Below are 21,921 nucleotides of genomic sequence, written 5' to 3' on the forward strand. Positions count from 1 at the left end.
CAAAATCTAAAATCGATAATCTATTTATTGTATATTGAAGATATTATAGGTTGTATCTAGTAATTTTGACTGACAAAGTATTGTTGTACTGTAATTGAATACTTAGTGTGTAGTTAATATGTAAGAAATAATAGGGAATTAGTATGAAATATAATTTTAGAAAGTTCATGATGTTTAGTTTTTTTATTGCGGTAATGTCTCTCTTTCAGACAGTCAATGCGCAAGAAGATCCTGTTAGCGTGATTAAAAACACATCTGATCAACTATTTAAGACACTTAAAGAACAGAAAACTGTTTTGAAGAAAGATCCAAACAAAGTCTATGGAATTGTAGAGAATATTCTTGTTCCTAGATTCGATTTTGGTACCATTTCGCAATGGGTTATGGGGCGCTCTTGGCGTACCGCAACACCTGCACAAAGAGATGAGTTTACTGCGGAATTTAAACGCCTCCTCATTAATACGTATGCCGGTGTATTACTCGATTATAGTGATGAAAAACTGAATGTTTTACCACTTCCGCCTAATGCTGCAAAAGGTGATGAAGTAACGGTTCGTTCGGAAATTATCTCTAAAGATCGTCCTCCTATTGCTATTAATTACTCTATGATTAAAGCGAATAATCGTTGGATGGTTTATGACGTATCGGTAGAGGGTGTCAGTATTGTTGCGAATTACCGCTCTGAAATTAGAGAGTTAGTATCTCGTAATGGTATTGATGGGATGATTAAAGTTATTAAAAGTAAAAATAAGTAAGAAGAAATAGTATCGTCTAGACTATATCGGTCTAAAATTACATTTATTTCGATAGATCACAGATTAAAAGCGAAGATTGAACTGCTTTTCTGTGATCTATTTTTTAGGGGTTTGCTAAAATACTCATTGAGACTTAGCTATTTAGGTTTATGATAGCTGATCAAAAGTTAGCTCATCAAAAGCAACAAAGTTGTTGTATTCATCTCTATTAAGGGGAGTTTATGAAAAAATCATTAGATGCCCATTTTAAAATATCGGATAACGTCTGTTATTTCCAAGGATGTTTCGATAAGTTCACAATTCCGGCTCTCTGGAAAAAACTGCAACCCGAATTGCAAGCAACTCCTGCTAATATCGTCAATTTATCAGATGTGGATGAATGTGATAGTGCATTGATTGCATTGTTGGTAGAGATTAAAAAGCAACAACGAGACGTGAAAATTACGGCAATCCCCGAAAATTTAGTGCAATTACTAGATTTATACCAAGTGAAAACATTACTATCTTAGTTGTGTTATAAGAAATATTGTAGTTAACCAAATTAAATAGGATCATGCTTTTCAGAGGTTTATCCATTTGCCAATGGGCAAGAATAGTTTTGTCTGTATAAATAGTAATCGATATGTTGACTAAAGAGAAGATCTCGCTATAATACATATCTTCACTTCGCGGGAATAGCTCAGTTGGTAGAGCACGACCTTGCCAAGGTCGGGGTCGCGAGTTCGAGTCTCGTTTCCCGCTCCAATTATATAGGCTGGATAGCAAAATGGTTATGCAGCGGATTGCAAATCCGTAGACGCCAGTTCGATTCTGGCTCCAGCCTCCAAATTTATAGCTTGTTCTATGGTGGTCTGTATTGGTTTCCTAACAATGAACTATTGTAAACCGTGTCAGGTCCGGAAGGAAGCAGCACTAGCAAGAAATTCATGTGTTATGGGTCGGCTGGTACGGGCCATCTCCACATTTGTTTATAAGTGAAGGCCCAATGACTCAACAAGTTCTCGCATTAAAATGGCGCCCTCGAACCTTTAGTGAAGTCATCGGTCAGCCTCATGTTGTACAAGCACTCTCTAATGGTTTAGATAATAATAGATTGCATCATGCTTTTCTATTTACCGGCACGCGTGGTGTTGGGAAAACTACTCTCGCAAGAATCTTTGCAAAATCCCTCAATTGTGAAAAAGGTGTATCATCAACGCCTTGTGGTGTCTGCTCAATCTGTAAAGAGGTTGATGAAGGACGTTTTGTAGATCTTATTGAGATTGATGCTGCGTCAAGAACTCGAGTAGAAGATACCAGAGAAATATTAGATAATGTGCAATATGCGCCTACAAGAGGGCGTTATAAAATCTATCTGATTGATGAAGTGCACATGCTCTCGAATAGTAGTTTTAACGCGCTTCTCAAAACATTAGAAGAACCTCCTGCTCATGTGAAGTTTCTTCTAGCAACTACAGATCCTCAAAAACTTCCAGTAACAGTTCTATCTCGTTGTCTGCGTTTTCAGTTAAAACGAATTCAAGACCAAGAAATTGCGGGACAGCTTTCACATATCCTGACTGCGGAAAATATTCCTTTTGAAGATAATGCATTAAAACTCATTGCTAAAGCGGGTGATGGGAGTATGCGTGACGCCTTGTCTTTACTTGATCAAGCGATTGCTTATGGTGGGCAGAAAGTTGAGTATCAACGTACTCACGAGATGCTTGGATTAATTGATACTCACTATCTCATCAATGTATTAGAGGCACTGGCAACTAAGGATACTGATAATATCATCACTGTTTTAGGGCAATTAAAAGCAAATGGCATTGATTATCATCGTTTCTTAGAAGATCTGATTGATGCATTTCACCTTTTAACTGTGATGCAACTCTCTGATGCCTTAAAAGAGAGTGAATCTATCGAGATGCAGCAATTATCACAAAAATTAAGCGCTGAAGATTTGCAACTGTTCTATCAGATTGCTTTAACAGGGCGAAAGGATTTACAGAATCACCCTAATAGTAGTGTTGGTTTTGAAATGACTCTGTTACGAATGGTGCTATTTTCACCCACTGCGCCAATTTTACCTGCAGATACAGAAAAAAAAAGTAAAGCTTCTGTTGAATCAGTAGTTACCTCGGTAACATCGACGCTATCGTCAGATCGTTCTTTATCAGCGCCCAATTCTCATGATAGTGTTAAGAGGCAATCTATTGAGAGTCAGCCGGTTGAGAAGATTGATACAAATCCAGTACCAACAGCGGATTCGGGCGATGTTATAACGGTCACGATAGAAGATACTACAAATAGTACAACTGTATTTGAATCTCAGACAGTAGCAGAAGAAATACCCGCTCCCATAAAAGAGGTAGTACCAGCGGTTGATCTGCCATGGGAGCCAATAGTCGATTCTTCAGAAGTTAAGGTGCTAGATTCTCCTTTAGAATTGAGTATCTCAGCGCAAAATAGAGAATCAATGAGTAATGTGTTGCCAGTAGAATCAGACTCTATACAATCAGAGTTAACACAAGAGAATGCAGATGATCTAGGCAGTTTCAATACAGATGAAAATTTTATTGAAGATCAAAATATCGAAAGAGTAAATACTCACAATTTCGATCTAGGATCTCATGAAGATGCTATTCAAAATAGTGTCCAAAATGATATTCAAGCTAATACATTACAAAATAATGTGCCGGAAACTGATACTCAAAATTTTATTCAAAAAAATAGTATTGATCTTGCGGCGGATATTGCACCGGTAGAGAATGATCTAGTGGTTACTGCGACAACATTAACGAATAATGAAGTATGGTTGCAATTGGTATCACAACTCAAATTGGAGAGTGTTTTATCAGGTATCGCTCATAGCTTGGTGTTTAAACAGTTTGATGGCAAGCATTTATTATTAGAGCGTCCTTTATCGGTAAAAGATTTTCGGGTTGATGAAACCGAAACACGTTTAGCAATGGCGATCTCAGATTATTTAGGGCAGTCGATTACTTGTCAGATTGAGTATGTTGAAACATTACATGGTGAAAATCTCCATGAAAGAACTGAGCGTTTAGATGAAGAGCAGTATCAGAAGATGCTCGCTGACTTTAAATCCGATCAAGTGGTACAATATCTTACGAACGAGTGGAATGCACAATTATTAGAAAAAACCCTGAAAGCAAAGCACTAATATTGTAAGCTTAGGTTTAGTTTATTCTTTTACATATACACGATTATAGAGATAGAAATATCTATTAGGAAGGAGAAAAGATTTATGTTTAAAGGTGGTATTGCAGGCATGATGCAAAAAGCGCAAAAGATGCAAAAAGAGATGGAAAAAGCGCAAGAAGCATTAGGTGATGTGAATGTTGTAGGTGAGTCTGGAGCGGGCCTAGTGAAAATTGAGATGAGCTGCCGTCATGTAGTTCGTTCAATCCGTATCGATGATTCACTGATGTCAGATGACAAAGAGATGTTAGAAGATCTACTCGGTGCCGCTTTTAATGATGCATTATCAAAAGTGGAGAAAACCTCTGCTGAAAAAATGGCTGAAGTAACGGGTGGTCTAGGACTTCCTGCTGGTATGAAAATTCCAGGATTCTAAGGATTGATCTCTATGTATCCTAAAGCATTACAAGATTTAATAGATGCATTGCGTCTTTTGCCAGGGATTGGTCAAAAAAGTGCCTTAAGGATGGCGCTCTATCTATTAGACCGTAATCGCAAAGGAGCAGAGAAGATGGCTCGGTCATTGAGTGATGCGTTAGAGCATATTCATAAATGCCGGGTATGTCGTAATTTAACGGATGAAGATATTTGTGTAGATTGCACGAATCCTAAAAAAGATGATAGTTTGTTATGTATTGTCGAAAATCCAGCGGATGTTTTTGCTTTAAGACAAAATGTTGAATATAAAGGGCGATATTTTGTGCTTTATGGTCGATTATCACCTTTAGATGGCATTGGCCCATCTGAGCTTGGGCTTGATCTACTTGAGCAACGTTTCAAAGATGAGAACATTCGTGAGATTATATTGGCAATGAATTCCACAGTCGAGGGTGAAGCAACGGCGCACTATATTTCAGAGATAGCGAAACAGTATGGTATTGCTGTTAGCCGTATTGCCCAAGGTATTCCGCTTGGTGGAGAGCTAGAATACCTAGATGGTGGGACTTTATCTCATGCATTTGCGGCGCGCAAAAGCTACTAAGGAGTATATATGAGTACAATTTTTAGTAAAATTATCCGTAAAGAGATTCCCGCTAAAATTGTCTATGAAGATAATGATGTATTGGCATTTGAGGATATCGAGCCTCAAGCACCGGTTCATATTTTGGTAATCCCGAAAAAAGAGATCCCAACACTCAATGATCTCACCGAAACCGATGCTGAATTGATGGGGAAATTATTTTTAGCGGCGCAAAAAATTGCCAAAGAGCAAGGTTTTGCGGAGAAAGGTTATCGAACAGTTTTCAATTGCAATGAGGATGGGGGGCAGACAGTCAACCATATTCACCTCCATTTATTAGCGGGGCGTTCATTAACTTGGCCTCCAGGTTAATATTGTTGATATTAGATTAACCTAGTTTATATTTGTATCATAGATAGTATGAAAAGCGTTCGATAGTGTTAAATTGAACGCTTTTTTATTGTTTTCTTTCCTATTGAATGAATGACGCAAAGATAGTTGTAATACATCAAAATAGATAGAAATTTTTAATAGCTGCAACTTTAGTAGATTATTGTTTGATCTATGTAAAGTTTGCAGTTATTAGCAACAAGTTTTGATGCAAAACCTCAATTTAATACCTTATTATGATGTTGTAGTATTACATTAATAACTAAATGATTGATAAGGAGATTGTCAATGGCTAGGCAGAAAAGAAAGGGACTTTTTTCAATTACACTTGTAACAGCCGCATTTTTGTCAAGTTTAGCATTTGCACAGGTTGATAATAATGGTTCTGTACGTCAAGAACCTATTATTCCTCTCAAGCAAGAGGTCAAGGTTGATACACAAAAAGCAGATTTAGGACGTAAGTTATGGTTTGATCCAAGACTCTCTAAGTCAGGTTTTATCTCTTGTAATTCTTGTCATAATCTTAGTATGGGAGGTTCAGATAATCTTCCCACATCAATCGGACATCAGTGGCAAGAAGGCCCTATTAACTCACCAACAGTACTAAACTCTAGTTTGAACTTTGTTCAATTCTGGGATGGTCGTGCTAAAGACTTGAAAGAGCAAGCAGCAGGTCCGATTGCAAATCCTAAAGAGATGGCTTCAGATCATGATTTAGTAGTAAATGTAATCGCTTCTATTCCAGGTTATGTAGAAGAGTTTGATAAAGTATATGGTGAGGGTGGAGTCAATATTGATCGTATTACAGATGCGATTGCCGTGTTTGAAGAGACTTTGATTACACCAAACTCAAGATTTGATCAATGGTTACGTGGTGATGACAATGCGATTACCGCTGAAGAGAAAGAAGGTTATGAACTCTTTAGAAATAGTGGTTGTGTTGCGTGTCACTATGGTGAAGGTATTGGTGGATCAAGTTTCCAAAAAATGGGATTACTTGAGGAGTATAAGACAGAGAATCTTGCTAAAGGTTTAGCTGACTTTACTGGTAAAGATTCAGATGCGATGTTCTTTAAAGTACCAACGCTTCGTAACATCGTTTTAACCTATCCGTACTTTCATGATGGTCAAGTAAACACGTTAGAAGAAGCAACAAAAATCATGGGTCGTTTACAATTAGGTCGTGATTTTAGTGATGAAGAAGTCCAAAAAATCGTTGCTTTCTACGGCACATTAACAGGTGAACAGCCACAAATAATGATGCCAATTTTACCACCTTCTACAAATGAAACTCCTCTTCCAAAACCATTTAGTGCAGACTAATAGCAATGTTATTGGTTAGAAGAAAAGAGTAGGTAAATTCATACATACATATATGAAATACCTTAAAATGAAAAGCGCTTCCATTGATTGAAGCGCTTTTTTTTATAATAATAAATTTGGTCTAAAAAGAACATAAAACTGTACTAAACAACACTTGCAAGATGCCGGATAGAACAGCTTCCTTGCCTCGATCAGCTGATGCGCCGGCATTTAAATAAGCTTATTTTGAACCGATATTACTATAATGATGAGTTGTTAAAAATCATAATGGATTTTTTTGTTCAGCTAGATCTTTGATGCTGTGGCGATGATCTTCTGCTACTAAGGCTGCTGTCCAAGTGATTTTGTCAATATATTTGAATTGTCTATGGGCGCAGGATTCAATAGGGCAAATTTCACAAGAAGTAGGGCGACAATCATCAGTATGAATATACATTTCATGCTTACTGCCAAATTTCTGTTTGAGAATTTGTGTCATTTTATCGAGCTCTACATGTGCTTCTCGTAAGTTAAAATACCAAGGAAGTGTTAAGTGCGCATCAAGATGAACATGGTTGCCATATTTAATAAAACGGACTTTATGAATATCAATCCATTTATCAGAGCGATTTTCATTGGCGACAGCAACAAATTCCTCAATTAAATCTTCGTCAGCTTCATCCATAATACCGGCGATAGATTCACGAATAATCTTAATCCCAGAATGGATAATAATACCCCCAAATAGAAGTGCAATAGCCGCATCAAGCCATTGCCAGCCGGTAATCCATACAAGTAATAGCCCAACAATAATACCAACAGTGGAATAAGTGTCCGAATGGAGGTGTTTGCCACCGGCAATTAGCGGTAGTACATTATATTTTTTACCTCGTTTGATTGCGATATAGCCCACAACATAATTCACAATAGCTGTAAATAGAATTAATATTAATCCTGAACCTAAGCTAGAGAGCGAACTATCATCCATTAAAAGTCGTTTTACACCTTCATAGATAATAATAATCCCGGCAAAGAGGATCAGCATCCCCTCGACACTTGCCGAGACAAACTCAATTTTACCATGGCCATGTGGGTGATTATGATCTTTAGGTTTAGCTGATAGATATAAACTAAAAAGTGTAAAAGCGCCGGCAAGCATGTTGGTAATACTCTCTAGCGCATCTGTTAAGATCGCGACAGAAGAGGTGATATACCAAGCGGCAAATTTAATTAGAAAGAGAAGAATAGCGACTAGGAGAATAATTTTTTGAAAATTATAATTCGCGCGATCATCTTGATTCATCATAAGAGAACCTCAGGTTGATGGGAAATTGTATCCATTAATATGGTAATAATTATGCGTTAAAATAAGAAATTAAAGAATAAATAGTTGATAAAATAAGAAGTTGTTATCTACAAAGATAGCTCTATATAAAGATTGCTCCATATAGATCTCCACATTAATATTTTTAGATTACTCTGCTGTAGACAACTTGATCAACAAAGTCTCCGCAAAGGTTTTTCGTGTGACGCAGAACTCCTTCTTTTTCCATACCAATTTTCTCCATTACACGTCCTGAAGCCCCATTTTCCGCTGCATATTTAGCCCAAAGACGCTCAACTTTTAAGGTATTAAAAGCAAAATCTAACAGTTTTTGAGCGGCTTCAGGTGCATAGCCTTTACCCCAATATTTTTTATTAATGGCATACGCAAGCTCAGCTGATTTTTCGCCTTCATTCACACGAAGATCACAGGTACCAATCATTTTGCCATTCTCTTTGAGTTCTATTGCAAAGTTCCCTAAAGGACTACTCATAAATAGATTGGCAATGATCCACTCAGTCTCTTCAATAGTTTTATGTGTAGGAAAGGTGTGTTTTGTATTCTCAGGGTCGCTGGCGTATTCAAAAAGATCGGCAGCATCATCGAGGGTAATAGGGCGAAGAATAAGGCGCTCAGTTTCTAGAACACGATGTTTAGCAAGTTGATAGAACATAAAAAACCTCTTTCAATAGGTGAAATAATAGGGCAAACCATAATTAGAAAATTGATATCCTATTTTAAAAAGCGAAATCCACTTTTAAAGTTAATTCTTTCAAAGCTAATTCATGAAAGCTAATCAATTGAAAATAAATAGGTATCAGTTATTTTTATGATTTTAAAATGATAATTGTGGCGCCTATTCTAGCATCTTTCAGCATTATGGATCTATCTCATTGAGATGTTCTATAAATTTAAACTGTAGTTAATTTCAGTACAGAAATACGACTTAGAAAAGATCGGTGTAAATCTCCATCTCCTGATGAATCTGGGGTAATACTGTCTATAATTTATTCAATTTAAAAATAATTTTAAAACTGTACTGCTTTTTTGATGAAAACTGTACCTGTTAGTTGATATAGGTCATTGTTAGAGTAAGCTCCTCGAATAGTTTTGTCCCATTAGGAGCTCTAAATGTTTGGAATTGAAGCGCTTGATCTTGCGCGTATACAGTTTGCTTTTACGGTCTCTTTTCATATCATCTTCCCGGCAATTACGATTGGACTCGCAGCTTATCTTGCGACCATTCATCTCTGCTGGTATGTAACAGGGAAAGAGAAGTACAGAAATATCTACTATTTCTGGAGTAAAATTTTTGCAGTCAACTTCGGTATGGGGGTTGTCTCTGGTGTTGTAATGGCGTTCCAATTTGGAACACACTGGAGTGAATTCTCTCGCTTTGCCGGCGGTATTACTGGTCCATTATTAACCTATGAAGTGATTACCGCTTTCTTCTTAGAAGCGGGTTTCTTAGGTGTGATGTTATTTGGTGAGAAACGGGTAAGTCGCGGTGTTCACTTGATGTCAAGTTTCCTCGTGGCATTAGGAACATTTTTCTCAATGTTCTGGATTCTCTCATCAAATAGCTGGATGCAAACGCCAGCGGGTTACGAAATTATTGATAATCGCGTAGTTCCAACAGATTGGTGGGCGGTGGTCTTTAACCCTTCATTTATCTATCGATTATTGCATATGGGCTTTGCTGTATTTGTCACAACAGCCTTGATGGTTGGTGCAGTGGGTGCTTGGCATCTTCGCAAGGGAGACCGTGCACCTGAGTTCAAAAAAATGTTCTCTATGTCGATTTGGTTCTTGGTATTAACGATTCCTGTACAGCTCTTTCTAGGAGACTTACATGGTTTAAATACGCTTAAATATCAACCTACAAAGGTTGCGGCAATTGAGGCACATTGGCGTAATGAGGGCGATGAGCCAACACCACTTGTTCTCGTTGCTTGGCCTGATATGGAAGCAGAAGAGAATAAATATGCAATCGAAATTCCAGTTTTAGGAAGCCTAATTTTAACGCATACCTTAACAGAACAAGTGCCGGCATTAACCGATGTACCTAAAGCGGATCGTCCGAATGTACCACTTGTATTCTGGTCATTTAGAATCATGGTGGGGTTAGGTTGTTTAATGTTATTAGCCGGTGTGATTAGCCTTTATCAAAGAGCAAAAGGGACTTTCTATACCAGCAAACCTTGGCTAACTTTTATGGTGTATATGGGGCCAGCGGGATTACTCGCGATTTTAGCAGGATGGTTTGTTACAGAGGCAGGGCGTCAACCTTGGGTTGTAGAAGGATTATTACGCACTGCGGATGCTGTATCGCCGCATACCAATTTACATATGAGCATTAGCTTAGTGAGCTTTGTGGTTGTGTACTGTTTAATCTTTGTGACAGGTTATTACTACATGATTCGCTTGATGCGTAAAGGCATTGATCCGAATGGTGGTCATCACAGCAAAAAATCAGTTACAGAAGGAGATAAATAATGACTTTTGATCTTTCATTTATTTGGGCAGTGATTATCCTCGTTGGTGTAACTGTCTACATTATTGCCGATGGCTTCGATTTAGGTGTTGGGATTTTACTCCCCTTTGTTAAAGATGAAGCATCTAGAGATGAGTTTATCGATACTATTTCTCCGGTTTGGGATGGTAACGAAACTTGGTTAGTGTTGGGTGGTGCGGCATTAATGGGCGCATTCCCGGTTGCTTACTCGGTTATTTTAGATGCTTTTATGTTGCCGATTATCATTATGCTTTTTGCCCTAATTTTACGGGGCGTTGCATTTGAGTTTCGTGTCCATTCTCCAAGTGGTCATAAGGGTCTCTGGACTGTTGCATTTGTCGTAGGTTCTTATGTGACAACCTTTATGCAAGGGATGATGGCCGGTGCTTTCTTGGAAGGCTTTAGCGTAAGTAATGTGGATTCTGTCATTCGCTTTGTCGGTAAGGGTACAGATTGGATCTCTCCATTCTCGATCTTAACAGGTTTGAGTTTAGTAGTGATGTTTGCCTTGTTAGCGAACTTCTGGGGCGCAATGAAAGGGCATGATACGCTTAGATTACAATTAGAGAGCAAATATAAAGGGATTATTTATCTCTTCTTATTGGTACTAGTAGCGATCTTTGTTGCGATGAGTTTCTCAGGTCGTCTTGCGCCGGCATTAGTAGGTACAAGACTTTATCTTGTGGCGGGCAGTATGATTATCATTGCATTAATTGTGATCCTATTACTCTTCAAATCAATGGGAAATGGGGCGCGTTTCTGCTTAACAATGCTCTCTGTTGTCTGTGGGATGATTGGTTATGTATCACTATTCTTCCCCTATATCATTCCACCAAGCATTACGCTTGAAATGGCTGCTTCCGCCGGATCTAGTCAGATGTTCGGTTTAGTAGGTACATTAATTTTCTTGCCTATTATTATTGCTTATCTACTTTGGACGTACTATGTATTCCGAGGAAAAGTATCAGAAGGCGATGGTTATTAATTCATAATGATCATTGAATGATAGATATTAAAGGGGAAGTATTCATAATTGTGAGTATTTCCCCTTCATCTCATTCAGTAAGGTTTATTCAGTTAGGGTAATCAACCCGTAATTACACGATTCAGCATCAAGCGATTAGTCGATGTGTGAATGATAATAAGGAGAACAGATATGCCAGTAGACAATGTCCCCGATAACACAACGCATTCAACCTCTAAATTAAAACAATTTGGTTGGTTGATTCTACTTTGGGGCGGTAGTGTTGTATCATTATTGATCGTTGTGATGATTATTCGTTTCTTTATGACGATGGCTGGGCTCAAAAGCTAAGGGAATTGCCTAGAATTCACTTTTGTAATTCTTTGAAATAATGGGCATTCTAAAGTGGTAAAATCGGATCTAGCGCAAATAGTGCGCAAGTAAAAATATAGTGTTGACAGAAAGTATGATAACCTATAAAATCCTCATCAGTTCTTAGGACATATAGCTCAGTTGGTTAGAGCACAACACTCATAATGTTGGGGTCGCTAGTTCGAATCTAGCTATGTCCACCAAGTAAAATACGAAAGCCCGCTTAATAGCGGGCTTTTTGTTTGTTTGAAACTTGTTTGGCGAAATTTCTGGCGAGATTCATTTATTCTCTTAATCCCTTTTCATAATCCCCACTTTTAATTTCCACATACTATCTTTCTTCTGTGATTGAGAGGAATGTAGCTATGTATTTCAAAATTGAAGAGATCCCGCAAAAAGTGACCATGAGTAAACGTGCCGAGATAAAGGCTGTTTTAAAGTCTTTTGGGGCAAAATTATGGCCTAAAACGGCTCAGCAAGAACGATGGTTTGTGGTCTGTTTAGTGCTCGCTATCCTTATGATGAATTTTGGGTACGATTGGGTAAAAATAGGGATTAATCAACGAATCATCACGCAATCAAAAGAACGGCTTTCTGAACTGCAACAACAGCAGAATGATCTTGATGGAGCCCTTGTTCCTTTCCAGACAGTATTAACTCGAGATTTTATTCAGTCCCATTGGGCGAATATGTTGGCCTTTGATCGGCTATTACAAATGTGGGTAGAGAATCAGATTTCCCTGCAAATTTTAGCGATTAGTAAAACCGAGGATGATGTGTCGTGGCGGATAGAGGGGAGAATAAGGCAATATCAAGATTTGATAAAGCTTGAAATGATTGCCGGTGAGTTAGGTTTTCAGAGTGAAGTGATATGGCAAAATCCTCGTACAACAAAAAGGGATGAAAAGACTCCTAATGGGCAAGATATTACGTTGTGGATTACGCCGATTGGTTCACCCATTAATCTACACATTCTCTCCAATGACACTTTTAACATTACGGCAGGATAGTGATGCGTGCTAGTTGGCAAGCTTTACGGGCTTTTTTACAGCAAGATTTACGAGATTATCGGCTCAAAGATTACGATGCGTTACCGGCAAAAGCCCGTTGGTTGTTGCTAGGGAGTGCTTCTATTCTTTTTTTATTTGTAGTGATTATGGGTTGGCGTGTTGTATGGCTTCATGATTGGCAAAGTGCTCAGTATGCGGAAAAAGCCGATTTATCTCGACAAATTGAATTATTGGACCTAAAAAATGGGCAGTATCAAACGTTTTTAACAGAAGAGAGAATGCAAGAGGTGAATCTTGTGATGGAGCAGATGGTACTAGATGAGGAGGTTAACCGCGATATCCTCAATGAAATTATGGGGGAGATGACATCCTTTACTGGCGAAGTTCGGCAGTTTTCCCCTAAGTTAGAATCTTTAATAAATCGAACAAATTCAGATGAAAGAGGTGGTTATCGGACAGGCATTCAACGGAAATCGCAAGCTAGACAAGCCGCTACTTCTTCAATCCCTTATTACCTCTCATGGTTGTGGGATAATTTAGGGGCTAAATCACAAGCAGAACGGAATTTATTAGACAGCGCATTTGAGCGGTTAAACCTGACATTTGATCTTTGTGGTAATCACGAGGATCTGTATCGTTTACTTTATCAACTGAGCCATATATCCCATTACGTAATGTATGTGGAATCTCTGCAATGGCAGGGCAATGATTATTCTCAGAAATTATGTAGTAGCGCCTATAGCGGACATTTACAAGCAAACTTACATTTTTATGATTTGTTACAACTGTCGGATTATGTACCGGCATTATTGCAAGATTCTACTATTGAGTTACCTAGGGATATTGCTCAGGTGTCGTTAAGTTGGGCAAATAGGGAAAAGATGAGCGAGAAGATTAACGAGAAGATGAAAGAGATTTCTCAATCACTAGCGCAATCTCAAAGTGCTCAGCAGGATTCTTTAACTACAGGTTCTCGTATTCACCACTTATTTCTGACTCCGGCAGTTGCGCTAGGAGCGACTCAGATGGAGGGTCGCGAAACTTTGATTTGGAAAGTGGGCGACAATTACCAAGGGTATCGTTTAATGGGGCTCTTTGTTCGAGGTGGAAAACGTTACGCTATTATTGCGCCGGAACGAAAGTTACACGATTCGCAGATTATTACAGAAGGAATGTTTGGCCTTGTCACGATTGATCTTCCTGCAAGACAAGTCATTCTTAATCCTATAAATAAGGAAGAAAATTGATCGTAACGAATATTGATAGATGAATAGAGGGATAGAGGGAACAGGTGTTCTGAATCAGATTACTCTGCTAAGAAGCGTATCGATACCGTATTGATGATGTGCTGTTGACACATTGATCACAAAAAAATATTACATATCAAAGAGAGAGATAAGAGATGGTGCATTTTATCTTACCCTTATGGGTCATTTTACTTGTATTAGGTTTATCAATAGAGACTGTACGATTAAAGCAGAAACAGTTTATAACAAGATTATTGTCTATCTCTCTCTTAACATTGCCGGTTGTGGTTTGGGCTCAATCTGAGGATCTTCCGGCATTGCAACTAGAGAGTCGATCGCAGAATGAGTCGATAGTAAACCCAGAGCTTAAAATCCCTCAAAATCAATTGCAGACGGATAACGCCGGCAGGATGAGTCTAACATTTCATAATGTCAGTCTTTCCTATCTTCTCAACCTATTAGCGCAAGAGAGTGGGCGAAATATTATGGTGCATCCATCGGCGGAGCAGAATATTACTTTAAGTCTTGATCAGATGACGCTTGATGAGATCTTAGAAGCTATTTTACTCTACGCAAATTTGCGAAAATATCAGAAAGGAGATCTGCTCTTTATTATGAATGAGCCAGAATATGAGCGCCTTGCACAAGGAGGATTACGTACAGAAGTGATTACTTTACATTACGCGGAAGCAGAAGAGCTATTGCCGGTATTGGAAAGTCATCTCTTTGATGGTGGCGTGCCTAAAAGTTACCAAGGATCTATTGGGGCAGATCATCGTTTAAATCAGTTAGTGATTACAGATCAAGCCGGTAAGTTAGAGAAGATGAAGCGAGTCATTCAAGCGCTTGATCGCCCCGCGAAGCAGGTAGAGATTTCCGCTTATATCGTTGCGGCTTTTGATGATTTTGCTAAAGAGCTTGGGGTCAATTGGGGGCTAAATTATGCCAAAGGGGATTATTCGATAGGCGGTAATATTACCAATGGGGGGAATTTTGGCGGAAATGTAGGTTCATTAACCTCATTAGGTGTAAAAGATCCCAATTTCTCAATGGCCTATATGATTTTAGGGAAGGGGTTAAATTTAGGATTAGAATTATCGGCAATGCAATCGGAAGGGCGGGGCGAGATTATTTCTAATCCCATTGTGCTAACGACGAGTCGAAAACCTGCTTATATCAAGCAAGGTGCAGAAGTAGCCTATTCTACAAGCTCTAATGAGGGGACGAATACTGAGTTTAAAGAAGCGGTAATGGAGCTCAACGTCAAACCACATATTACGCCGACAGGGAAAATCTTAATCGATATTTTTATCTCAAAAGATGAGATTATAGGCTATGAAAGTAAAGGAGAGCCGATTATTGGTAAAAAAGAGCTGAAAACACAAGCAACTGTCGGGCATGGAGAAACGGTGGTGTTAGGGGGAATTTATGAATATGAAAATGTGACCGGTGTTGAATCGGTACCTTTTTTAAGTGGATTGCCCTTTATTGGTAATATGTTTAAAAAAGAGACGAGTCGCCGGCGAAAAGCAGAGCTCTTGATATTTATTAGCCCCAAAATTGTTGATACACTGATGCCCTAAAATCAGATCAATCTGATTTTAAATTCATTTATTCATAAATATTCATCAATATACGATCAATTGATGATATAGATTCAACTATATCAATTTTATTGTTGTATATTGTGTAATAATGATAATAGATGATAGTCGATTATAATAATAATGATATTGTGGGGATGACTAGAATAATATGTGTGAGTGTAATATCTACTTAATAGGGCCGATGGGTTCGGGTAAATCAACAATAGGGAAGCTATTAGCACAAACATTAGGATATGAGTTTGTGGATAGTGATCATCATGTTGAAGCGAGTACGGGGGTTAATATCCCTTATATTTTTGAAATGGAAGGGGAAGAGGGGTTTCGCGAGCGAGAAAGTCGGGCAATCGAAGAGCTCTGTAGTAAAGAGAAGATTGTATTAGCAACTGGTGGGGGAGCGGTACTTCGCCTTGAAAATCGTCAGAAACTGAGTGAAAATAGCCTTGTATTCTATCTTAATGTATCCCCTGAAACACAGTTTGAGCGAGTGCGCTTTGATCAACAGCGCCCGCTTTTAAAACAGGAAGACCCACAGTCGGTATTACAACAATTGTATGATCTGCGAGATCCTCTTTACAGAGAGATTGCAGATTATATAATTTATTCGGACAATATCCCCCCGAAGATAGTCGTTGGTGGTATTATAGAGAGCATTCTTGAGAAAAAAACAGCGCACCCAGAATGGTTGATAGGAAATAGCAAATGAAGAGTTTAACCGTTGATTTAGCAGATCGTTCATACAATATCGATATTGATCGTAATCTTTTGGCATCTATTCGTTTTGCAGAAGAATTTCCCTATGAACAACGCCTAGTATTAACTAATACAACCATTTATGCGCTTCATTCAGATCGCATTCTCTCTTTAGTGGATGGTGATCGTGATCGGGTTGTGATTATCGAGGATGGTGAGCGCTATAAAAATCTGCAATCCTTTGCCGAAGTTCATACACGATTATTAGAATTAGAATTTAATCGTAAATCCCTTTTAATTGCCTTTGGTGGCGGTGTTATTGGCGATTTAGCAGGGTTTGTTGCGAGCACTTATCAGCGCGGAATCGATTTTGTACAAATTCCCACAACTTTATTAGCGCAAGTGGATAGTTCAGTAGGCGGTAAAACGGCGGTCAATCATCCGCTTGGTAAGAATATGATTGGAACCTTTTATCAACCTAAAAGAGTGCTGATTGATCTTTCGTTACTCAAAACGTTGCCACAACGGGAGTATATCAGCGGGTTAGCTGAAGTGCTGAAGTATGGTTTTATTCAGGATGCAGATTTCCTAGAATGGATGCGATTACATTATGAAGAGATTTTAGGAAAAGAGAGTGAAACGCTTGCAGAGATGATCCATCGTTCCTGCTCTTACAAAAAAGGGATTGTCGATCAAGATGAACGGGAATCTGGTATTCGAGCAACTTTAAATCTGGGGCATACTTTTGGGCATGCGATTGAAAAATTGATGAAGTATCAAGGGATATTACATGGCGAAGCCGTTGCAATTGGGATTAATATGGCAGGTTATCTCTCTTGTCGCATGGGATTGATTGATAAGAAAGATCAGCTCTATATCACGTCGCTACTTCACCTTTTTGGTCTACCTTGTGAAGCCCCTGTCGCATTTGATACCCAGGCATTTTTAAATGCGATGCGCTTAGATAAGAAAAATACCACAAATAAAATTCGGTTTGTCTTATTTGAATCAGTGGGTAAAGCAGTCATTACGGATGATATTCCGGAAGCTTATATTATTGAAGCAATAGAATTTGGTACACCATAGATGCGTAAATTAGAGCTTTTGCATAATCTTCCTTGGCTTCCATTAGGACCTACTGAAGAGATTTTGCAGAAAATTGAATATCACATTAGTTCCAATAGAGGAGATTTTTACTCTGTCTTTGGCCCTTCAGGTTGTGGTAAAACACGCTTTATGATGGAGCTAGCTGAACGTCTACAGCAACATGACCATATTGTTGCGCGTAGTATTACCGCTTGTGATAAGGGTTTTTATCGACAAATCTCAGATATTCTAGGTTGTAGTGAAGATGAGCAGGAGATCCTTGCGCGGTTAGAGGAAGTGCCGCCAACAGGGTTGAAGATGGTGCTATTAGTGGATGGTGCTGATTGCCTCTCAAATGAGGAGTTGGCTTTTCTCTATCGCACCAAAGAGCGTATTAACCGTATTAATCGACATCCTGATCTTGTACTTGTGCTCTTTATGGATCTCAATAATCAAGATATCTTCTCTAAAGAGATTTTGCGTCATTCTAATAGTTATACGTTAGGGCCTGTGAACTTAATGCAGGTACGAGATCTATTGACGCATGTTTATCAATATTATGGTAAAACCCATGATTACTCTATGGCTAAATTGCGCCAATTGCACGCATTTTCATATGGTTATCCGGGGCGCGTTGTGCGATTGATTGCGCCTGATTTTGAGCCGTATTTTAAGATTAAGCGCCGGCATATTATCACGATTATTGCGCTGATTTTGCTACTTGTTGTGACAATTTTTGGTATCCGTAATCAAAATGAATTGTTAGAAGTACTAGGTTTTGATGATCTATTGCCACCGCCTATTACTATGGCTGAAACAGGGCGTTCGGCACTGACCCCTTATTATGAACAAGTGGCGATCGAAGCTTTCGAGAGAGCTGAAAATCGCGATGATGATCGTTATAGTGGCATCATCATTATCCAGAGTGGATCTATGGAAAATTCTGGTACTTCTAATAGTGATGCCTCTTCGAATGAGATTGTAAAATAGCTCTAATATCCTGAATATTGATAGTGTTTTTAATTGATTACCGTAGTGATCTTAGGGCAATGAGGTTTACTGCAGAATATTAGCGCTATTTATGCTGAAGTTATATATTTTAATCCTTATTCTTAGTAATATTATCCATATTGTTATTATCGCGTTGACGCACCAGGATTTAAAAGATTTAAAAATATTGAGAAACGTGGGCGTTTAGTGTATTTAACCTATAGATAGTGCGTTATCTCACAAATTTATTAAGGAATAGTATGGTTTTACTTCGTTTACAAGATATCTCTCTCTCTTATGGCGCAAGACCTCTACTGAAAGAGGTTAATTTTGCTATTTCTAAAGGAGAGCGCGTCTGTTTAGTCGGACGAAATGGAGAGGGGAAATCATCGCTTCTTCGAGTGGTTGCTAAGGAAGTTGTGCCGGATGATGGTGAGATTATCCATAATAGTGATCTTAAAATTGCGAAATTAAATCAAGAAATTCCTGAAAATTTAAATGAAACTGTTTACGAAGTTGTGACCAGCGGCTTGAGTAATGTCGGTGAGAAATTACAGCAATATCATCAGTTAATTGAAGCAGGTGAAAATGTTGATTTAGATGCTCTAGGGCGTTTACAACAAGAGTTAGATCGTCTGAATGCTTGGACAATTGATCAGCGGATTTCAGAGATTTTGACCCGTTTAGAGTTAGATGGTGAAAAACAGATGTCAGCATTATCGGGCGGTTGGATTCGTCGAGTGCTGCTTGCGAAAGTATTGGTGAGTGATCCTGATCTTATTTTGCTTGATGAGCCGACTAATCACCTTGATATTGAGATGATTGAATGGCTTGAGAAGATGTTGATCGAACTCTATCAAGGTGCGCTTCTCTTTGTATCTCATGATCGTCACTTCTTAGATAAAATTGCCACGAAGATTATTGAGTTAGATCGTGGTCATCTAACAGAATACCCTGGTTCATATAGCGATTATCAGAAGTTTAAAGCGATTGAGCTACATAATGAAGAGATGGAACGTGCACTTTTTGATAAAAAACTCGCTGAGGAAGAAGTGTGGATCCGTCAAGGAATCAAAGCGCGCAGAACGCGTAATGAAGGGCGTGTACGTGCTTTAAAGGCGATGCGTGAAGAGCGAAAAGAGCGCTTAGATCGTCAAGGAAAGGCTACTTTACATCATGAAGAAGCGAAAAAGTCGGGTAAGCGGGTGATATTAGCGGAAGATGTTTATCTCACATTAGGCAAAAAAACGCTCATTAAAAATTTCAACTTTACCTTAATGCGTGGCGATAAAGTCGGGATTATTGGACCAAATGGTGCGGGTAAATCGACGTTAGTGAAGCTTTTGTTAGGCGATATTATTCCTGATAGCGGGCTTGTTGAGCAAGGAACCCAATTAGAGATCGCTTACTTTGATCAATTACGAGCAAAATTGGATCTTGATGCGACAGTGGTTGATAACGTGGGTGAAGGTAGTGATTTTATCGAAATTAATGGTAAAAAACGCCATGTGATCAGTTGGTTACAAGACTTTATGTTTACGCCGGAGCGAGCTCGTAGTCCTGTAAACTCGCTTTCAGGGGGGGAGCGTAATCGTCTATTATTAGCGAAGCTTTTTGCAAAACCATTTAACTTTCTTGTGATGGATGAGCCGACGAATGATCTTGATATTGAGACATTAGAATTACTCGAAGAGTTAGTCGCGAATTATGATGGCACTCTGTTACTTATTTCCCATGATCGTGCATTTTTAGATAGCGTTGTGACTTCTGTTCTGGTGTTTGAGGGCGAAGGACGTATTGAGGAGTATATTGGCGGTTACAGTGACTGGCAAGCGCGTGTTATCGCACAAGAAAAAGCACAACAAGCGAAAGAGAAGGAAGCGAAAGGCAAAGGAAATGATGGAAAGCGTGTTGAGGAGCATAAAAATTCACCTCAATCATCAAAGTCAAATAACGCTAATATAGATAATACAGCGAGCCAGACGAATAATATAAAAGCATCAGCAGGGAAAGCAAAGCGTAAATTAAGTTATAAAGAGACGCGAGAGCTTGAATCTTTACCCAATGAGATTGCAGAGATAGAACAAACTATTGAAGAATTAGAGAAATTAGTGCAATCTAATTCTTTTTATCAAGAAAATCATCAATTTCAGACTGAAAAGCTCACAGAACTAGCAACACAAAATCAGCTTCTTGAGCAAAAGTATGAACGTTGGTTAGAACTTGAAAATAATGAATAGAATTTTTCACGAAAAAGGGTATCATTGACCTCTATTCTTCTAGGAGAAAGATTAAAATGAAAAAAATGAAATATTTCCTGCTGTTAACAATGGTTTCGCTCTTAGCAGTAGGGTGCTCTAAGTTCTCATTACATCGTGTCGATGTATATCAAGGTAACTATATTGAAGCACAACGTCTTGAGAATCTGAAACCTGGAATGAGCAAGGCAGATGTTCAGCTCTTATTAGGTACGCCGTTAGTACGTGATGTGTATGACCCTTCTACTTGGTATTACACGTTTTACCATTCAAATTCAGAGGGCGACATTAAACAGCTACAAAGACTTCGCTTGCATTTTGATCAAAATGGTAAATATCTCTATTATGATGGTGACATCACCCCTGAACAATATTCAGCGGTAGATGCTGACGCTGTTCAAGAAGGTTAATTTGATCCTACATTAGCAATATGATTTATCTGATAAAGTAAGACTATAATGTCGCTTTATGAGATAGATCATTTTTTATGAATAGTGATTGTCGGATATGAGTAGTATTCGACAGGGCTAGATATAACGGAGGATCCCCATAAGTCATGCAACATTTAAAGATATTGTTAGCTTCTCGTTCACCTCGAAGAAGAGAATTATTGACCCAGTTAGGGCTTCATTATCAAGTGATCGATGTTGAAGTCGATGAGTCGATTGTGCAACCGATATTACCAGAAGTCTATGCAAAAGAGATCTCTGAGAAGAAAGCATTGATGGCGCTAGCGAATAGTGAGATTTGTGTCAGTGAGCGGGAGATTCTACTTACCGCAGATACAACATTAAGTGTCGATGGTGAGATTATTGGGAAGCCTAAAGATCTTCAAGATTATTTGCAGATGATGAAAAAACTCTCTAATAGAACTCACCAGGTTTTTACCGCTTTAACATTGGTAGGGAAAGTGGATGGGGAAGAGAAATTTGTCACTATGTTGAGCGAAACAGCGGTACAATTCTCACTATTGCCGGAACAATTTGTGCGAGCGTATTGGCAGAGCGGGGAACCCGCAGATAAGGCAGGTGGCTATGCAATTCAAGGAAAGATGGCAGGCTATATTCAATCGATTAAAGGAAGCTATTCAGGCGTGATGGGATTACCACTCTTTGAACTGAGGGAAGCTTTAGAAGTATTTGATCATTATATTTAGGGCAATAAATTTCTCTCAAATATACTGAATATCCCCTTAATATATGAGATATTTAGTCATTCAGATTGAGTATGTAACGTAAATTAT

At 38.6% G+C, this 21,921-nt stretch carries 21 protein-coding genes, 3 tRNA genes and 1 other RNA gene; 23 read left to right on the plus strand and 2 right to left on the minus strand.

Annotation, left to right across the window (positions count from 1 at the left end; all coding sequences use genetic code 11):
• The first annotated feature begins 167 nt into the window (after positions 1–167).
• The 10 genes from DC083_RS03755 to DC083_RS03800 all read left to right on the plus strand — a co-directional run bounded on the left by DC083_RS03755 (position 168) and on the right by DC083_RS03800 (position 6,636).
• Positions 168–755, plus strand: a complete 588-nt coding sequence (locus tag DC083_RS03755; protein ID WP_109188974.1) for an MlaC/ttg2D family ABC transporter substrate-binding protein — start codon at positions 168–170, stop codon at positions 753–755.
• A gap of 221 nt (positions 756–976) precedes the next feature.
• Complete coding sequence (locus DC083_RS03760) at positions 977–1,264, plus strand: STAS domain-containing protein (protein WP_109188919.1); 288 nt, start codon at positions 977–979, stop codon at positions 1,262–1,264.
• A 159-nt stretch (positions 1,265–1,423) separates the two neighbouring features.
• Positions 1,424–1,499: transfer RNA gene (locus tag DC083_RS03765), tRNA-Gly, on the plus strand.
• Positions 1,500–1,507: 8 nt separating this feature from the next.
• A tRNA-Cys gene (locus DC083_RS03770) sits at positions 1,508–1,581 on the plus strand.
• A gap of 28 nt (positions 1,582–1,609) precedes the next feature.
• Positions 1,610–1,706, plus strand: an RNA gene (gene ffs, locus DC083_RS03775) — signal recognition particle sRNA small type.
• Between the two features lie 34 nt (positions 1,707–1,740).
• On the plus strand, positions 1,741–3,924 hold the full coding sequence (gene dnaX, locus DC083_RS03780) for a DNA polymerase III subunit gamma/tau (protein ID WP_109188920.1): 2,184 nt from the start codon (positions 1,741–1,743) through the stop codon (positions 3,922–3,924).
• An 84-nt stretch (positions 3,925–4,008) separates the two neighbouring features.
• A complete protein-coding gene (locus DC083_RS03785) occupies positions 4,009–4,338 on the plus strand; it encodes a YbaB/EbfC family nucleoid-associated protein (RefSeq protein WP_026879058.1) in 330 nt (109 codons plus the stop codon).
• 12 nt (positions 4,339–4,350) lie between these two features.
• Positions 4,351–4,944 (plus strand): recombination mediator RecR, encoded by a 594-nt coding sequence (recR, locus tag DC083_RS03790; RefSeq protein WP_109188921.1) that lies wholly within the window; start codon positions 4,351–4,353, stop codon positions 4,942–4,944.
• A gap of 9 nt (positions 4,945–4,953) precedes the next feature.
• Positions 4,954–5,295, plus strand: coding sequence for a histidine triad nucleotide-binding protein (locus tag DC083_RS03795; RefSeq protein WP_109188922.1), 342 nt, complete (start codon positions 4,954–4,956; stop codon positions 5,293–5,295).
• Positions 5,296–5,601: 306 nt separating this feature from the next.
• Positions 5,602–6,636 (plus strand): cytochrome-c peroxidase, encoded by a 1,035-nt coding sequence (locus DC083_RS03800; protein WP_109188923.1) that lies wholly within the window; start codon positions 5,602–5,604, stop codon positions 6,634–6,636.
• Positions 6,637–6,898: 262 nt separating this feature from the next.
• Here the strand turns inward: DC083_RS03800 and DC083_RS03805 are convergent, their stop codons facing one another.
• Entirely contained in the window at positions 6,899–7,921 is a 1,023-nt protein-coding gene (locus DC083_RS03805; RefSeq protein ID WP_275667275.1) for a cation diffusion facilitator family transporter, read from the minus strand.
• Between the two features lie 163 nt (positions 7,922–8,084).
• Complete coding sequence (locus DC083_RS03810) at positions 8,085–8,612, minus strand: GNAT family N-acetyltransferase (RefSeq protein ID WP_109188924.1); 528 nt, start codon at positions 8,610–8,612, stop codon at positions 8,085–8,087.
• Positions 8,613–9,070: 458 nt separating this feature from the next.
• On the opposite strand from DC083_RS03810, the gene DC083_RS03815 reads away from it, so the two are divergent.
• The 13 genes from DC083_RS03815 (at position 9,071) to DC083_RS03875 (ending at position 21,834) form a co-directional block, all read left to right on the plus strand.
• Positions 9,071–10,435, plus strand: a complete 1,365-nt coding sequence (locus DC083_RS03815; RefSeq protein ID WP_109188925.1) for a cytochrome ubiquinol oxidase subunit I — start codon at positions 9,071–9,073, stop codon at positions 10,433–10,435.
• A complete protein-coding gene (gene cydB, locus DC083_RS03820; RefSeq protein ID WP_109188926.1) occupies positions 10,435–11,439 on the plus strand; it encodes a cytochrome d ubiquinol oxidase subunit II in 1,005 nt (334 codons plus the stop codon). The genes DC083_RS03815 and cydB overlap by 1 nt, the downstream gene beginning before the upstream one ends.
• 171 nt (positions 11,440–11,610) lie before the next feature.
• A complete protein-coding gene (locus DC083_RS03825) occupies positions 11,611–11,769 on the plus strand; it encodes a DUF2474 domain-containing protein (RefSeq protein WP_109188927.1) in 159 nt (52 codons plus the stop codon).
• A gap of 147 nt (positions 11,770–11,916) precedes the next feature.
• Positions 11,917–11,993: transfer RNA gene (locus DC083_RS03830), tRNA-Met, on the plus strand.
• A 162-nt stretch (positions 11,994–12,155) separates the two neighbouring features.
• The gene (locus tag DC083_RS03835; RefSeq protein ID WP_109188928.1) at positions 12,156–12,800 is read left to right on the plus strand and encodes a hypothetical protein; all 645 of its coding nucleotides are present in this window, start codon (positions 12,156–12,158) and stop codon (positions 12,798–12,800) included.
• A gap of 2 nt (positions 12,801–12,802) precedes the next feature.
• Positions 12,803–14,047: a hypothetical protein gene (locus tag DC083_RS03840; protein ID WP_109188929.1), complete on the plus strand. Its 1,245-nt coding sequence runs from the start codon at positions 12,803–12,805 to the stop codon at positions 14,045–14,047.
• 155 nt (positions 14,048–14,202) lie between these two features.
• The gene (gene pilQ, locus DC083_RS03845; RefSeq protein WP_109188930.1) at positions 14,203–15,630 is read left to right on the plus strand and encodes a type IV pilus secretin PilQ; all 1,428 of its coding nucleotides are present in this window, start codon (positions 14,203–14,205) and stop codon (positions 15,628–15,630) included.
• Between the two features lie 172 nt (positions 15,631–15,802).
• Positions 15,803–16,357, plus strand: a complete 555-nt coding sequence (gene aroK, locus DC083_RS03850) for a shikimate kinase AroK (protein ID WP_109188931.1) — start codon at positions 15,803–15,805, stop codon at positions 16,355–16,357.
• On the plus strand, positions 16,354–17,430 hold the full coding sequence (gene aroB / locus DC083_RS03855) for a 3-dehydroquinate synthase (RefSeq protein WP_109188932.1): 1,077 nt from the start codon (positions 16,354–16,356) through the stop codon (positions 17,428–17,430). Before aroK ends, aroB begins: the two co-directional genes overlap by 4 nt.
• A complete protein-coding gene (locus tag DC083_RS03860) occupies positions 17,431–18,420 on the plus strand; it encodes an AAA family ATPase (protein WP_109188933.1) in 990 nt (329 codons plus the stop codon). It begins immediately after the preceding gene.
• Between the two features lie 260 nt (positions 18,421–18,680).
• Entirely contained in the window at positions 18,681–20,660 is a 1,980-nt protein-coding gene (locus tag DC083_RS03865) for an ATP-binding cassette domain-containing protein (RefSeq protein WP_109188934.1), read from the plus strand.
• 56 nt (positions 20,661–20,716) lie between these two features.
• Positions 20,717–21,088 carry an outer membrane protein assembly factor BamE gene (locus DC083_RS03870; RefSeq protein WP_109188935.1) on the plus strand — a complete coding sequence of 124 codons (372 nt, stop codon included), beginning with the start codon at positions 20,717–20,719 and terminating at the stop codon, positions 21,086–21,088.
• Positions 21,089–21,234: 146 nt separating this feature from the next.
• Entirely contained in the window at positions 21,235–21,834 is a 600-nt protein-coding gene (locus tag DC083_RS03875; RefSeq protein WP_109188936.1) for a Maf family protein, read from the plus strand.
• Positions 21,835–21,921: the final 87 nt, after the last annotated feature.

Source organism: Ignatzschineria ureiclastica (assembly GCF_003121845.1).
Classification (GTDB): Bacteria; Pseudomonadota; Gammaproteobacteria; order Cardiobacteriales; family Wohlfahrtiimonadaceae; genus Ignatzschineria; species Ignatzschineria ureiclastica.